This is a genomic window from Rhodococcus sp. BS-15 (assembly GCF_000813105.1).
Classification (GTDB): domain Bacteria; phylum Actinomycetota; class Actinomycetes; order Mycobacteriales; family Mycobacteriaceae; genus Rhodococcoides.
The window spans coordinates 1-13,668 of the sequence record NZ_BAOX01000115.1 but is presented as its reverse complement, the minus strand read 5'-3'; the positions used below and the strand labels follow the sequence as shown (position 1 = coordinate 13,668).

General features: G+C 65.7%; 12 protein-coding genes and 1 pseudogene. 1 reads left to right on the top strand and 12 read right to left on the bottom strand.

Annotation, left to right across the window (positions count from 1 at the left end):
* Positions 1–663 (top strand): hypothetical protein (locus tag RHBS_RS29050; RefSeq protein WP_187298498.1); only part of this gene is annotated, 663 nt, incomplete at its 5' end.
* A gap of 98 nt (positions 664–761) precedes the next feature.
* On the opposite strand, the gene RHBS_RS14515 is transcribed toward RHBS_RS29050, so the two are convergent.
* From RHBS_RS14515 to RHBS_RS14460, 12 genes and pseudogenes are all read right to left on the bottom strand, one after another.
* Positions 762–1,247, bottom strand: a complete 486-nt coding sequence (locus RHBS_RS14515; RefSeq protein WP_183130392.1) for a hypothetical protein — start codon at positions 1,245–1,247, stop codon at positions 762–764.
* Positions 1,248–1,444: 197 nt separating this feature from the next.
* Complete coding sequence (locus RHBS_RS14510; protein WP_121872357.1) at positions 1,445–2,761, bottom strand: DNA polymerase IV; 1,317 nt, start codon at positions 2,759–2,761, stop codon at positions 1,445–1,447.
* Positions 2,762–2,808: 47 nt separating this feature from the next.
* A complete protein-coding gene (locus RHBS_RS14505; protein WP_128645899.1) occupies positions 2,809–3,459 on the bottom strand; it encodes a peptide deformylase in 651 nt (216 codons plus the stop codon).
* A complete protein-coding gene (gene ileS / locus RHBS_RS14500; RefSeq protein WP_121869627.1) occupies positions 3,456–6,593 on the bottom strand; it encodes an isoleucine--tRNA ligase in 3,138 nt (1,045 codons plus the stop codon). The genes RHBS_RS14505 and ileS overlap by 4 nt, the downstream gene beginning before the upstream one ends.
* Positions 6,594–7,146: 553 nt before the next feature.
* The gene (locus RHBS_RS14495; RefSeq protein ID WP_121869626.1) at positions 7,147–7,998 is read right to left on the bottom strand and encodes a DivIVA domain-containing protein; all 852 of its coding nucleotides are present in this window, start codon (positions 7,996–7,998) and stop codon (positions 7,147–7,149) included.
* Positions 7,999–8,157: 159 nt separating this feature from the next.
* Complete coding sequence (locus tag RHBS_RS14490) at positions 8,158–8,445, bottom strand: YggT family protein (protein ID WP_121869625.1); 288 nt, start codon at positions 8,443–8,445, stop codon at positions 8,158–8,160.
* A gap of 82 nt (positions 8,446–8,527) precedes the next feature.
* Entirely contained in the window at positions 8,528–9,175 is a 648-nt protein-coding gene (locus tag RHBS_RS14485) for a cell division protein SepF (RefSeq protein ID WP_121869624.1), read from the bottom strand.
* A gap of 83 nt (positions 9,176–9,258) precedes the next feature.
* The gene (locus tag RHBS_RS14480; RefSeq protein ID WP_128645898.1) at positions 9,259–10,014 is read right to left on the bottom strand and encodes a YggS family pyridoxal phosphate-dependent enzyme; all 756 of its coding nucleotides are present in this window, start codon (positions 10,012–10,014) and stop codon (positions 9,259–9,261) included.
* 19 nt (positions 10,015–10,033) lie between these two features.
* Complete coding sequence (gene pgeF / locus RHBS_RS14475; RefSeq protein WP_121869623.1) at positions 10,034–10,801, bottom strand: peptidoglycan editing factor PgeF; 768 nt, start codon at positions 10,799–10,801, stop codon at positions 10,034–10,036.
* Positions 10,798–12,040, bottom strand: a pseudogene (gene ftsZ, locus RHBS_RS14470) (cell division protein FtsZ). The gene pgeF and the pseudogene ftsZ overlap by 4 nt, the downstream one beginning before the upstream one ends.
* A 203-nt stretch (positions 12,041–12,243) precedes the next feature.
* Complete coding sequence (locus tag RHBS_RS14465) at positions 12,244–13,038, bottom strand: cell division protein FtsQ/DivIB (RefSeq protein ID WP_121869621.1); 795 nt, start codon at positions 13,036–13,038, stop codon at positions 12,244–12,246.
* A partial coding sequence (locus RHBS_RS14460) for a glutamate ligase domain-containing protein (RefSeq protein WP_272913859.1) occupies positions 13,035–13,668 on the bottom strand: 634 nt, incomplete at its 5' end. The genes RHBS_RS14460 and RHBS_RS14465, both read right to left, overlap by 4 nt.

The window sequence follows — 13,668 nt, the reverse complement described above, 5'->3', positions numbered from 1 at the left end:
GCCGGCCCCGACCCCTGCAGTCGGGCCCAGCTCCGTCGCCGCGCCCGATCCCCTTCTCGGTGCCCCCATCACCGACTCCGGCGTCCTGGCCGCAGCGATGCTGGGTCTCGGCGACCTCCCGGACGGGTTCTCCTCGATCCCCGACCCGGTCCGGATCTCGGGCTCCACCCGGCTCCCGAGTACGACTCCCCCGACAAGTCCGGTACCGACCCGGCCGAGTGCGCCGCAGTACTGGCCCCGATCTCGGAGCAGCAGGGCGGTGCGGCGTCGAACGCAGTCGCCCGCTTCTCGGGACCGAACTTCTCGTCGATCGACGAGGATGCGGCAAGCTACTCCGACACGGGCACGGCCGAGGCCTTCACTGCGATTCAGCAGGCGTGGGCGGGGTGCACGACGTTCAGCGGCACGGATGCGGACGGGGTGAGCGTCGACTACGCGTTGGCGGGCCGGGAGCAGTCGTCGGTCGGTGACGCATCGGCCTCGGTACGCCTGACCACCAGCAGTGAAGGGTTCACCTTGATCTCCGATGTGGTGGTGGCCGTGGTCGACTCGACCGTCGTCCAGATCGTCGTCTCCGATCAGAGCGGCCTCGAGCCCGAGACCGTCACCGCTGTCGCCGAGGCGGCCGTCGAGCGCATTCGATCGGTGACGCCCAGCATGTGAATCGGGCCGGTCGGCCAACGAAAAACTGCCGGTGACACATCCCCGAGGGGACATGTCACCGACAGTACGTCGTGTCGGTCAGAGACGATCGGCAGGACTCAGGGTGCGGGGCACGCCGGGCTGGTCAGCTGCGCGAGCGAGACGATGCCGCAGGCGTTGTCCTTGGACAGCTTCCAGACACCGTCCTCGGGCACGAACTGGAACGTGCCGGGGTTGGCCTGACCGTTGAGCGTGATCGTGATGCCGGCGTTGAGGACGCCGGTGCCGAGATCGTCGATGCTGGTGATCTCGATCTGCGCGTTGTTTGCGACCGCGGCGGCGGCGACCTGGTTGATCAATTCGGGGTCCTCGGATGCGCCCTGGATCAGGGCGGCCTTCTCCTCGACCGGAACGTTGGGGTCGAGCCCGCGCGCGAGCTGCCCGTTGAGCTCCTCGACAGTGGGGACCGGGGGGTACGCGGCGTTCTCGGTCGGGGTCGATGCCGTGGTGGTGGCAGCGGTCGTCGTGGTGGCCGTCGTGTCACCCTCGTCGGAGCTGCAGGCGGTCATGGTGAGCGCTGCGGCGATGGCGATGCCGGCAACCATTGCCCGTCGGGTGTTGCGAAGCTTCAAGTGCTTGTCCTTTTCACTCTGAGTCACGTCTCGATCGTTCTGTGACTCGTCGGTCGTCTGGAATGGGGTCGTCTCGGACCTGGTCCACTATGTCAGCTCGACAAGCCCGAGTCACAACGCGATCGGCATACCTGTGAAACCTCACAGAGTTTCCTCAGCCACGCCACAACTCACGTCAGGCTGTCGAGAACGTCGGCAACAACCAGGTTCTCGTCCGATTCGGCGAAGGTGCGCGCGATTCCCGGCCCACTGGTTCTGGTCTCGAATCGGACGGTCACCACCGAGTGACCGGCCCCCTGCACCCAGCCGTGACCGAAGTCGGGATGCCGGACGTCCATACCCGGTTGCCACCGTGGGCCTTCCTGGACGACGACATCCGCGGCGGCCACGATCGGGGCGGGCGACTCCTCGGTCGCATCGGCGACCGGCTCGTACTCCAGTTCGGGAAACAGCGAGCCCTGTCGCACGGCCGACAGCCCGGCCAATCCGACCCCGACCAGCCTGATCGGACCGACGTCGACCGGATCGACGGCAAGTCGCTGGGCCGTGGCCACGATGGTCTGTTTGTCCACCGTCGCGTACGGCAACGTCGCCGATCGAGTGATGATGCTCATGTCGGACTTGCGCAGCTTGAGCACCACCGTCCTGGCACCCCGGCCGTCCTTCAGCAACCGGCGATGCGTCGAGTCGACGATGGACTCGATGGCCGGGCGGAGCTGAGCGAGCGAGATCAGATCCTGTGCGAACGTCGTCTCGGCGCTGACCTGCTTGGCCTCGGCCCGCTCGGCAACGACGCGGTTGTCGATTCCGCGTGCGAGCTGATGCAGGCTCGGTCCCATCGTGGCCCCGAGAATCGACGCCACCTCGGACTCGGGCGTGGCCACGAACTTGCCGATGGTGTCGATGCCCAAGCGCCGCAAGCGCTCGCCGGCCACCGGTCCGATCCCCCACAGTTTCCGGACCGGAAGAGCCGCCATCAGCTCGGCCTGGATTCCGGGAGCGACGACGGTGATGCCGTCGGGCTTGGCCAGTCCCGACGCGATCTTGGCGATCTGTTTTCCGGACCCGGCACCGATCGAGGCGACCAACCCGGTCTCGGCGAGGATCAACGCGCGCAGGCCCGCGCAGAACTGCTCGACCTCGTGAACCGTCGCTCCGGCGAGTTCGAGCGGCTCACCGAACGCCTCGTCGATCGAGAGTTGTTCGAGGACGGGCATAGGTCCCCGTAGTGCCTCGAAGGCTCGTCGGCTCAGCTCCGAATAGAGAACGAACCGCGGCGGCAACACCACGGCCCCGGCTCCCACGAGTCGGCGAGCCTGATGCATCGGCATGGCCGAACGGGCTCCGAACTCGCGGGCCTGGTAACTGCAACCGGCCACCACTCCCCGCCCGCCCGCGCCGCCGACGAGAACCGGACGGCCCCGCAACGTGGGGCGCGTCAACTGTTCGGCGGAGGCGAAGAACGCGTCCATGTCCAGGTGCAGCACCCAACGACGACTCCGCAGGGTGTGGTTGGCGATATCGGGCACGGTGGTCAACGGCGGTCGTCGGTGGCGAATCCGAGAGCCTGCGCGGCGCGTTCGGGTGTCGGATCCGACCACAGCTCGCCGTACATCTCGCTCGTCGTCAGCGACCGCATGTTCGCGGTGTCGATGTACAGGGTGCCGTGGAGATGATCGGTCTCGTGGGCCACGATCCTGGCCGGCCAGCCACGAACCACCTCGTCGATCTCGCGGCCCGTCTCGTCGGTGCACTCGAGCCGCACGTGAGCCGCTCGCATCACGACGGCCTGGTACCCCGGAACACTGAGGCATCCCTCGTAGAAGCCGGCAGTCCGCGGTCCGACCGGGGTGTACCGAGGGTTGACCAGTACGCGGAACGGAAGCGGTGTGCGCTCTCGGGCGCGCGCGACATCCGGTCCGACGTCGTGGCGATCCTCGATCACTGCGATCTGGAGCGGGATGCCGATCTGCGGTGCGGCCAGACCGACACCGGGTGCGTCGTGCATGGTCGCGCGCATCACCTCGATCAACTCCGCGAACGTGTCGGAGTCGAGCTGCCCGGCGTACGGCGCAGCCCTGGACCGCAGAACCGGGTGGCCTGCGGCGACGATCGGCACGACGCCGCCGTGAGCTTCGGCGAGAAGCTCACGGACGGAGTCGGCCGATACGTCGCCATCGATCATGACGACTTGGTGATCGCTGCCCGCACTCCCTCACCGAGATCGCTGCCGTCGTCCCCGACGCGGCCGTCGACGAGCGAGAGCGCGAGCACCTCGCCTGCGATCAGATCACGATGGGTGTCGAGCCACGCCTGCCGATGCTCGGGGACCTCGATGACGATGTCGATTCGATCCGAGACGTCGAATCCGTGATTGCGACGCGCGTCCTGCAGTTCGCGGATGCGGTCCTTGGCCCAACCCTCCGCTTCGAGCTCCTCGGTGACGGCGGAATCGAGCACGACCAGTCCGGCGTTTCCGGGCAGCGGTGCCGTCGATTCGGGCTCGGCGGCAACGAGCCTGCGCGTGAATTCCTCCGGCAGCAGTGCAATTCCCGCTGCGCTCACCACACCGTCGGCGTCCTCGGACCAATCGCCTGCCTTGACGGCCTTGATGACCGTCTGCACGTCCTTGCCGATACGCGGCCCCGCAGCACGGGCATTGACGACGAGCTCGAACTTTCCGTGTACGGCAACGTCTTCGGTCAGATCGACCTTCTTGACGTTGACCTCGTCGGAGATGATGTCGACGAACGGGCGCAGGCGCTCCGCATCGGCGGCTGCGACCGTCACCTCGGGCAACGGCAACCGCACGCGCAGGTTCTGTGCCTTGCGCAGACCCAGCACCGTGGAGCACACGGTACGGACCTCGTCCATGCTCTCGACCAGTTCGGGATCCGACGGCAGTTCGCCTGCCTCGGGCCAGTCGGTCAGGTGCACCGAGCGGCCGCCGGTCAATCCACGCCACACCACTTCGCTGATCAACGGCAACAGCGGGGCGGCGATGCGAGTGAGCACCTCGAGCACGGTGTGCAGGGTGTCGATGGCGTCGGCGTCCTCGCTCCAGAACCGCGAACGAGACCGTCGCACATACCAATTGGTCAACGCATCGCAGAACGTGCGCAGCTCGTCGCAGGCACCGGCGATGTCGTTGCCCTCGAGCGCATCGGTGATGGCATCGCGGGTGGACGACAGCTTGGCCAACACGTAGCGATCTAGCACGTTCGACGAATCGGTTCGCCACTGCCCGGGCTTCGACGCGTAGAGCTGCAGGAAGCTCCACGCATTCCAGATCGGCAGCAACGCCTGGCGCACGCCCTCGCGGATGCCCTGCTCGGTGACGATGAGGTTGCCGCCGCGCAGGATCGGTGAGGACATCAGGAACCACCGCATGGCATCGGAACCGTCGCGGTCGAAGACCTCCTTGACGTCCGGGTAGTTGCCCTTGGACTTGCTCATCTTCAAGCCGTCTTCACCGAGCACGATGCCGTGTGCGGCAACGGTCTTGAACGCCGGGCGGTCGAACAGTGCGGTCGCCAGCACGTGCAGGGTGTAGAACCACCCTCGCGTCTGCCCGTTGTACTCGACGATGAAATCGCCCGGGTTGTGCGTGGAGAACCACTCCTCGTTCTCGAACGGGAAGTGCACCTGCGCATACGGCATCGACCCGGACTCGAACCAGCAGTCCAACACCTCGGGGACGCGGCGCATCGTCGACTTGCCGGTCGGATCGTCCGGGTTGGGCCGGGTCAACTCGTCGATGTAGGGGCGGTGCAGATCGGTCGGTCGCACGCCGAAGTCACGCTCGAGCTCGTCCAGGCTGCCGTACACGTCCAGGCGCGGGTAGGCCGGGTCGTCGGACGTCCATGCCGGGATAGGGCTGCCCCAGTACCGGTTTCGACTGATGTTCCAGTCGCGGGCTCCTTCGAGCCACTTGCCGAACTGGCCGTCCTTGATGTGCTCGGGAACCCAGGTGATCTCCTGGTTCAGCTCGACCATGCGATCACGGAACTTGGTGACCGCGACGAACCAGGACGGCACAGCCATGTAGATCAGTGGCTGACCACTGCGCCAGCTGTGCGGGTACGAGTGCTCGATGGTCTCGTGCCGCAGCAACCGACCCGAGGCCTTGAGGTCCTTGATGATCACCGGATTGGCGTCGAACACCATCAGGCCCTCGTACGGCGGCACCAGCGAGGTGAACTTGCCGCCTGCGTCGAGCGGTTGCACCACCTCGATTCCGTTCGCGGTGGCGACGTCCATGTCCTCCTCACCGAAAGCCGGTGCGAGATGGACGATTCCGGTGCCCGAATCGGTGGTGACGTAGTCGGCCTCGAGCACGCGGTGCGCGTTCTCGTGGCCGAGGAAGAAGTCGTAGGGAGGCGTGTAGGACAGTCCGACCAACTCGGCGCCGGTGTGCTCCGAGAGCACCTCCGGCTCCTCGCCGAGTTCCTTCGCGTAGTGCGAGAGTCGCTGCGCGGCAAGGACGTAACGCTCATCGTCGGTTCCTCGCACCTGCACGTACTGCACCTCGGGGTGCACCGCGATCGCCAGGTTCGAAGGCAGGGTCCACGGCGTGGTGGTCCAGATCAGCGCGTTCGCGCCGTCCAGGGGCGAGCCCGGAGCCGTCAACGGCATCGTGACGGTGACCGCGGGATCCTGACGCATCTTGTACGCGTCGTCCAGGCGGGTCTCCTGATTGGACAGGGGCGTCTGCTCGTACCAGCTGTACGGCAGCACTCGGTAGCCCTGGTAGATCAGGCCCTTGTCGTGCAGAGTCTTGAACGCCCACATGACCGACTCCATGAAGTCGACGTCGAGGGTCTTGTAGTCGTTGTCGAAGTCGACCCACCGCGCCTGCCGTGTCACGTAGTCCCGCCACTCGTCGGTGTACTGCAGTACCGACTGCTTGCAGTAGGCGTTGAACTTCGCCAGGCCCATCTCGTCGATCTCGGACTTGTCCTTGATGCCGAGCTGCTTCTCGGCTTCCAGCTCTGCGGGCAGACCGTGGCAATCCCACCCGAAGCGACGCTCGACCTTCTTGCCCCGCATCGTCTGGAATCGTGGAACGAGGTCTTTGACGTAGCCGGTGAGCAGGTGGCCGTAGTGCGGCAGACCGTTCGCGAAGGGCGGCCCGTCGTAGAAGACGAACTCCTCGGCACCTGCCCGGTTGTCGATGCTGGCTCGAAAGGTGCCGTCCTCGGCCCACTCGTGCAGAACGATGCGCTCGAGATCGGGGAACGGGACGCTGCCCGATCGGCCCTCGGCCAGGTCGACCAACGGGTACGACCCCGAGTTCGGACGGGCGCTTGCATCTGTCATGTCATGTCTCCTCCGTGCCGGCCGCGTGCGAGACGCGACGCAAAGTTGGCACGGGGACGACATCCGGGCGATCTGTTCGCCCGACACCGCGGTACCACCCCGCTTGCACACTCTCGACGACCCTGCCGTCGGAGCGCGCCACTCCAGTTGAGCTGTGACGGGCTCGCCCGTTCGGTTCTACTGAACGCCGTTCCGATACACCTGAGCGCGTCGTCCCGGCGTCGTTCTTCCGAAAGCTCCCCGGTGATGGCCGGATCGACGCCTGAAATACGACTGCCTGATTCGTGATGCTACCTGTCGAGCTCGGGCGGAGGCCGTCGGCCCGTGAGCGCTCCGACCAGCAGAAGAACTGCACCCACGATACAGACGACTATGCAGGCCCACGCCCAGACGACGGAACCCGTCATCAGGGCGAGGACAGAAAGCCGAAGCCGATCGCTGCTGCGCCGAGAGTCAGGACCAACACACCGATTCCTCGCTCACCACTCGACGCGACAACCTGGTCCCGACGCTGCCGCAATCGTCGGCGTCGGCGTCGGAGGAGGGTGGTGCGTCAGTTGCCCTTGGCGTACGACTGGCTGTACCCCGAGGACTGATTGTCCTGGTTGAAGTTGTCCTGCCCGTTGTCCACCGGCAGAGCCGAGGAACGGTTCTCGAGCTCTTCGAGCTGCGATTCGAGGTAGGACTTGAGCCGCACACGGTACTCACGCTCGAACGTCTTGAGCTGCTCGATACGCCCCTCGAGCACGGAGCGCTGCTGGTTGATCGTCGCCATGATCTCGGTGTGCTTGCGCTCGGCGTCGGCCTGCAGTGCGTCGGCCTTCTCCTTTGCCTGACGCAGCTGGGTCTCGGACCGGGTCTGCGCGTCGGACAACAGCGACTCGGACTTCTGCCGTGCCTCGGACATCATCGACTCGGAACGCGTACGTGCATCCGACACCAAACGCTCGGCGTTGGTGCGCGCGTTGCCGAGCAGCTGCTCGGACTCCGACTTGGCATCGCCGGTGAGACGATCGGCCATCTCCTGAGCAAGGCCCAGAATCTTGGCGGCCTGCATGTTGGAGTCGCCGCTCTGCTGCGGGGCTGCTGCAACGGGTGCGACCGGTGCGGGCTGCTGCACCACGGGCGGTGGCTTGGGAGGATCGACCGGACGCTGTGGCTCGGCTTTCGGTGCCGCGACCTGAGCCGACTGCGGGCTCTGCCGCGCAGCGTTCTTGGAATCCGCAAGCTCCTGATCGAGCTCACCGACCCGCTGGCGTAGGTCGGCGTTCTCTTCGATCAGTCGCGACAACTCTTGTTCGACGAGGTCGAGAAAAGCGTCGACCTCGTCTTCGTTGTAACCGCGCTTACCGATGGGCGGCTTGCTGAACGCGACATTGTGCACATCAGCTGGAGTCAGCGGCATGGAAGGATCCCTTCACGCGTCTTGGGGCGGTAGAGCAAGCATTCAGTTATATGCCATTCCGCGCGAGTGCAGAACAATCAAACTGTAACTGGCGTCCATTCTGTCACACGGGACACGCAGCATGCGCTGGGTCCCGCGTTCTAACATTCAACTTCGGCCTCAGGCCGCGAGACTGCTGGTCACATTCCACGCGATGAAGACGACGAAAAGCAGAACCATGATGGACAGGTCCAGTCGCACTCCACCGAGGTTGAGCGGTGGAATTATCTTCCGGAGAAACTTCACCGGCGGGTCTGTCACCGTGAAGATCGCCTCGAGCATGATGACGACCAACCCGGTCGGTTGCCAATCTCTCGCGAAAGTCCTGATGAACTCGACGATGATTCGACCGATGAGAAGGAGCCAAAAAAGAAACAATACGATGTTGATCACCGTGAACACGATCACGGCTATACTCTGCCTGACTTCGCCGGGCTGAGCAAAGTGCGCTGGTCACAGCCCTGAACTACCACCCCGAACAGTGAATATCTCACTGCTGACTGTAGAAACCGGTCTCGGCGATCCGCCTGCGCTCCTGCGGCGAGACGTCGACGTCGGCCGGCGAGAGCAGGAAGACCTTCGTGGCCACCTTGTCGAAGGAACCGCGGAGTGCAAAAGCGAGCCCGGCAGCGAAATCGACCAGCCGCTTGGCGTCCGCGTTGCTCATCTCGACCAGGTCCATGATGACCGGCGTGCCGTCGCGGAAGCGCTCACCGATGGTGCGGGCCTCGCTGTAGTCACGCGGTCGCAGCGTGGTGATCTTCGAGAGCGGGCCGCCGTCGTCCACGATCGGGCTGCGTCGGGTCTCTGCGCGCATGTCCATCCGAGTGTCCATGGCAAGCGCTCCCCTGGTTGCCGCACCGCGCGTGCTCGGTGCCGCGCCGCGTCCTCGTCCACCGATCGGTGCCAGCGTGGCCGCCGGACGGGGTGCCTCGTAATCGTCGTAGTCGTCCTCGACCTGTGCGTGCCGCGATCCACCGAAGGACGGCTTCACGAAATCACGCTCGTCGATGTCGTCGTAGCTGTCGCGACCACCACGGGAGCTGCGTCGCGTGTCCGGATCGTCGAGGTAGTCGTCCTCGTAGTCGGCGAGCGGAACCATGCCGAAGTACGCCTTGAACTTGTGCAGGGTGCTCATCGTTCTGCCTTCCGTGGCGGTGTGTCTACTGTCCATCTCCAGGTTCGCAAGTGTCTGTTGTGACTGATGTGATCCATGGACTGTTATTGCGAGGTTATCGGCCGCGCGCCGAGTATTGCGGTACCGACACGCACGCACGTCGATCCGTGCCGCACAGCAGCTTCCAGGTCTCCGGTCATGCCCGCGGACAGCTCGAGCGCTCCGGGATGATCCACGAGAAGTCGCGCGTGCAGACTCTCGAGGTCGGCGAATGCGGCGTCCGGATCTGCATCGAGCGGTGGCACCGCCATCAACCCCGCCAGACGCAACCCGGAGGCATTCGACACCGCGTCCGCAAGCTCGTGCAGTTCCTCGCGTTCGACGCCTCCGCGATGCACATCCCCGTCGAGGCTGACCTGAACGATCACGTCGAGTTCGGTCCGACGCACACCCTCGTCCAGTGCCGCCGCCGTCGCCTTGGACAGAGCGGTCACCAACCGCGCACTGTCCACGGAATGAATGGAGTGCGCCCACGCGGCCACCGACTTCGCCTTGTTTCGCTGCAGGTGTCCGATCATGTGCCACCGAGGCGGATCGGCGCTGAAATCGTCGGCAGTCTCGGCGACCTTGGACGACGCGTCCTGCTCCCGGGACTCTCCGAAGTCGCGGCACCCCAGGTCGTACAGAATTCGCACGTCCGAGGCAGGGAAGAACTTGGTCACCGGCAACAGAGCCACGTCGGCGGGCGACCGGCCCGCGTCGACACATGCGCGATGCAACCGCTCGCGCACCGACGTCAACGATGTGTCGATCTCGCGCGCCCGGTCCGGGCCCGACGCGCTGCCGCTGAGTTCGCTCATGACAACCTTCTCTGCCCGTTCACCGATCGGCCGATTCGGGCCGATCACCTGAGGATGTGCTGTCCATCCATACGACACTGGCAATTCGACCGGTCGATCCTTCGCGACGGTGACTGAACAACGTCCGATCCTCGATGGTGCATCGAGGATCCTGAGCCACGCCGGATACTCCCGCGGCGAGCAGTTGAGCTCGGATACCGGCGGGAATGTCGAGCCCGGGGGTATGGCGGACGGTCGTCGTCGCGCTGCCGGGGAGATGCTGGTCGACGTCCGCTCGCATGGACGCGGGCACCTCGTACTGGCGACCACTCGCGGCCGGACCCAGAAACGCACCGATGCGCGCCGGGACCGCACCGAGCTCGACCATGGCGGCCAACACGCGAGGCACGATGCCGATGCGGGCTCCGACCCGTCCTGCGTGCACGGCGGCGATCACTCCGGCCTCCTCGTCGGAGAGCAGGACCGGCACACAGTCGGCAGTCAACACCACCAGACCGAGATCACGTTGCGTCGTCACCAACGCATCGGTCATCGGTAGCGGCTCGGACACCGGACCGTCGACCACCGTGACGGTGCGTCCGTGGACCTGCTCCATGAAGACGAGCCGTTCGAGTCCCATGCCCAGTCGATCGCCGAGGCGTCGACGGTTGGCCTCCACCGCAGCGGGGTCGTCACCGACGTGGTCGCCGAGATTGAACGTGTCGAACGGTGGTGCCGAGACGCCGCCGTCCCGCGTCGTCGAGACGCGTCGGACACGAAACGGACCGGCGGATGCGGTGTCACTCACCGCCGCATGAAGGACGGCACATCGACTTCGTCTTCGCCCTCGTCCTCGGCGATCGGCACGCGACGGCCGGAACCGACGGACTCGCGGCCTTGGCCGCCCGAGTCACGGCCGTGACCGGCTGCGGACTCGCGGCTGGACGATTCGCGGTTGGACGAGCTCGACGAGTTCAGCGGCGGCAGACTGCTACCACTCGGTGCGCCTACCGGGTCGCGGAACACGGCACCGTCGGAACTGTCGCTCGACCTGGAGGACACCTCGCCCGAGCGAGCCGATCCGATCGGTCCACGTGTGGAGGTGGCCGCTTCGACCGGACGCCGCGTCGGGGTTCCGCCGTCGAAGCCTGCGGCGATGACGGTCACGCGGACCTCGTCGCCGAGGGAGTCGTCGATGACGGTGCCGAAAATGATGTTGGCGTCGATGTGTGCGGCTTCCTGCACCAGCGAGGCGGCCTCGTTGATCTCGAACAGACCGAGGTCGGATCCACCGGCGATGGAGAGCAGCACTCCGCGTGCACCTTCCATCGACGCTTCGAGCAGCGGCGAGTTGATCGCCGATTCGGCTGCTTGATGGCTCGACCCTCACCGCGGAGGATCCGATGCCCATCAACGCACTGCCCGCGCCGGACATGACACCCTTGACGTCGGCGAAGTCGACGTTGATCAGGCCTGGAGTGGTGATCAGGTCGGTGATGCCCTGAACGCCGTTGAGCAATACCTCGTCGGCGCTGCGGAATGCGTCCATGAGGCTGACGGCCGCGTCGCCGAGCTGAAGCAGTCGATCGTTCGGGATGACGATGAGCGTGTCGCAGGACTCACGGAGCTGCTGGATGCCCGTGTCGGCCTGTCCACCGCGCCGCTTGCCCTCGAACGAGAACGGCCGAGTGACGACACCAACGGTCAGTGCACCGAGCTTGCGAGCGATGTTGGCGACGACGGGAGCACCACCGGTACCGGTGCCGCCGCCCTCGCCTGCGGTGACGAACACCATGTCGGCACCCTTGAGCACCTCTTCGATCTCGTCCTTGTGATCGTCTGCTGCGCGTCGGCCGACCTCGGGATCGGCACCTGCGCCGAGTCCGCGGGTCAGCTCGCGACCCACGTCGAGCTTGACGTCTGCGTCACTCATCAGCAAGGCCTGAGCGTCGGTGTTGACCGCGATGAACTCGACTCCCTTGAGTCCCTGTTCGATCATGCGGTTGACCGCGTTCACGCCGCCGCCGCCGATGCCGACGACCTTGATTACGGCGAGGTAGTTGTGCGGGGGGCGTCATGGGCTCTCGCCTTCCGTGGATTGTTGCGTGAAATGTGGAAAACCCTCAACCTAAACCACAGGCTTAGAGTTATGTCAAGTACTGAACTGGTCGAAACGCTATTCATCGCCGACGACTATCGCCATTAGGCGCGCCGACGCCGCGCGAGAAATTCCCGTCGACCACGTCGAAACTATTTGGTGGTGGGCAGATCCGGACTCGACACGTCGAAGATCTGACCGGGCTGGGACAGCAACGCGATCGCCACCGCGGCCTTGCGTTGCGAGTCGTCCTTGCTGCCCCACACCACGGTGCGCCCGTCGAGCAGCAGAATCGAAATGTCGGACAGCGTGCTCGCGCGCAGCTCGCCTGCCTGATCGCGTAGCAGCGGTGGCAACGTATCGAGAACCGCGAGTGCATCTTTCGTCACCGGATCACCGAACACCGGGTTGTCGGTCACCAGACGCACCACCCCGGGCGGTGGCGGCGCGATCGCGAAATCGACCCCCGAGGAGTCGAGAAGATGGGTGCCGTCCGGAGAATCGAAGAACGCCACCGGTGTTCGCTCCTCCACCGTCACCTGCACGGTGGACGGATACTTCCGTTGCACACGAACCGTCGCCAGCGCCGGAATCGTCGCCACCCGCTGCGCCGCGGCCGCCGTGTCCACCCGAACCAGCGGAAGACCGACGGGTACGTCCAGCCGATCCAGGATCTCCTCCTCGGACACCGAGGACGCCCCCGCGACCGCAATGGTGCGAACGGACAACAGCGGTGTGAAGTACACCAGCGCAGCCGATCCCACCACGACGACCACCACGGCCAGTGCGATGACCAAGGCCTTGCGCCGCGACCGCTTCACCCGGGCGCGCTCTTCTTCACGCGCCAGCGCGCGCGCCTGCTTGTCGGTGACCGCGGACGGCGAATCACCCTCTCCTGCAGCTGTTCCCGACCTCGAAGAACGGACTCGATCGGAGCGGCGGGTCACGTCGACGGCCGATCCTTCGGTACTCCGCGGCCGGTCGCAGCACCGAAATCGGTCTTCGAGCGAAGCGCATCGAGAATCGGTCCGCCGAGCATCGTCACGTCACCGGCACCCATGGTGATCACGACATCGCCGGGCACACTCAGATGGGCGACCTGCTTGGCCACCAACGACAGATCCGGCTGATAGTTCACCGGCTTGGTCACCGAAGCGGCAACCAGCGCCCCCGTCACACCGGGCAACGGCTCCTCGCGCGCGCCGTAGACGTCGAGCACGACGATCTCGTCGGCCAACGACAGCGCGGCACCGAACTCCTCGGCGAACGTCGCGGTCCGCGAATACAGGTGCGGCTGGAACACGACGACGACGCGGCCCTGCTCGAGACCCGAATGGTCCTGACCCGCCACGAGAGCCTGGGCAGCCGTCAACACCGCGCGCACCTCCGTCGGGTGGTGCGCGTAGTCGTCGAACACGCGCACGCCGTGCTCACGTCCGGTGAACTGGAAACGCCGATGCACTCCGCCGAAACCGGTGAGCCCGGCCAGCAGTTCCTCGACTCCGGCACCGACCTGGCGCGCCGCGACGAACGCCGCCAGCGCGTTGAGTGCGGTGTGCCGGCCGGGGGACGCCGAG

Excerpts from the sequence above, each read along its gene's own strand:
- RHBS_RS14515 (WP_183130392.1), bottom strand. The coding sequence starts at position 1,247 with ATGGTTGCCGGCATCGCCATCGCCGCAGCGCTCACCATGACCGCCTGC.
- RHBS_RS14505 (WP_128645899.1), bottom strand. The coding sequence starts at position 3,459 with ATGATCGATGGCGACGTATCGGCCGACTCCGTCCGTGAGCTTCTCGCC.
- ileS (WP_121869627.1), bottom strand. The coding sequence starts at position 6,593 with ATGACAGATGCAAGCGCCCGTCCGAACTCGGGGTCGTACCCGTTGGTC.
- RHBS_RS14495 (WP_121869626.1), bottom strand. The coding sequence starts at position 7,998 with ATGCCGCTGACTCCAGCTGATGTGCACAATGTCGCGTTCAGCAAGCCG.
- RHBS_RS14485 (WP_121869624.1), bottom strand. The coding sequence starts at position 9,175 with ATGAGCACCCTGCACAAGTTCAAGGCGTACTTCGGCATGGTTCCGCTC.
- RHBS_RS14480 (WP_128645898.1), bottom strand. The coding sequence starts at position 10,014 with ATGAGCGAACTCAGCGGCAGCGCGTCGGGCCCGGACCGGGCGCGCGAG.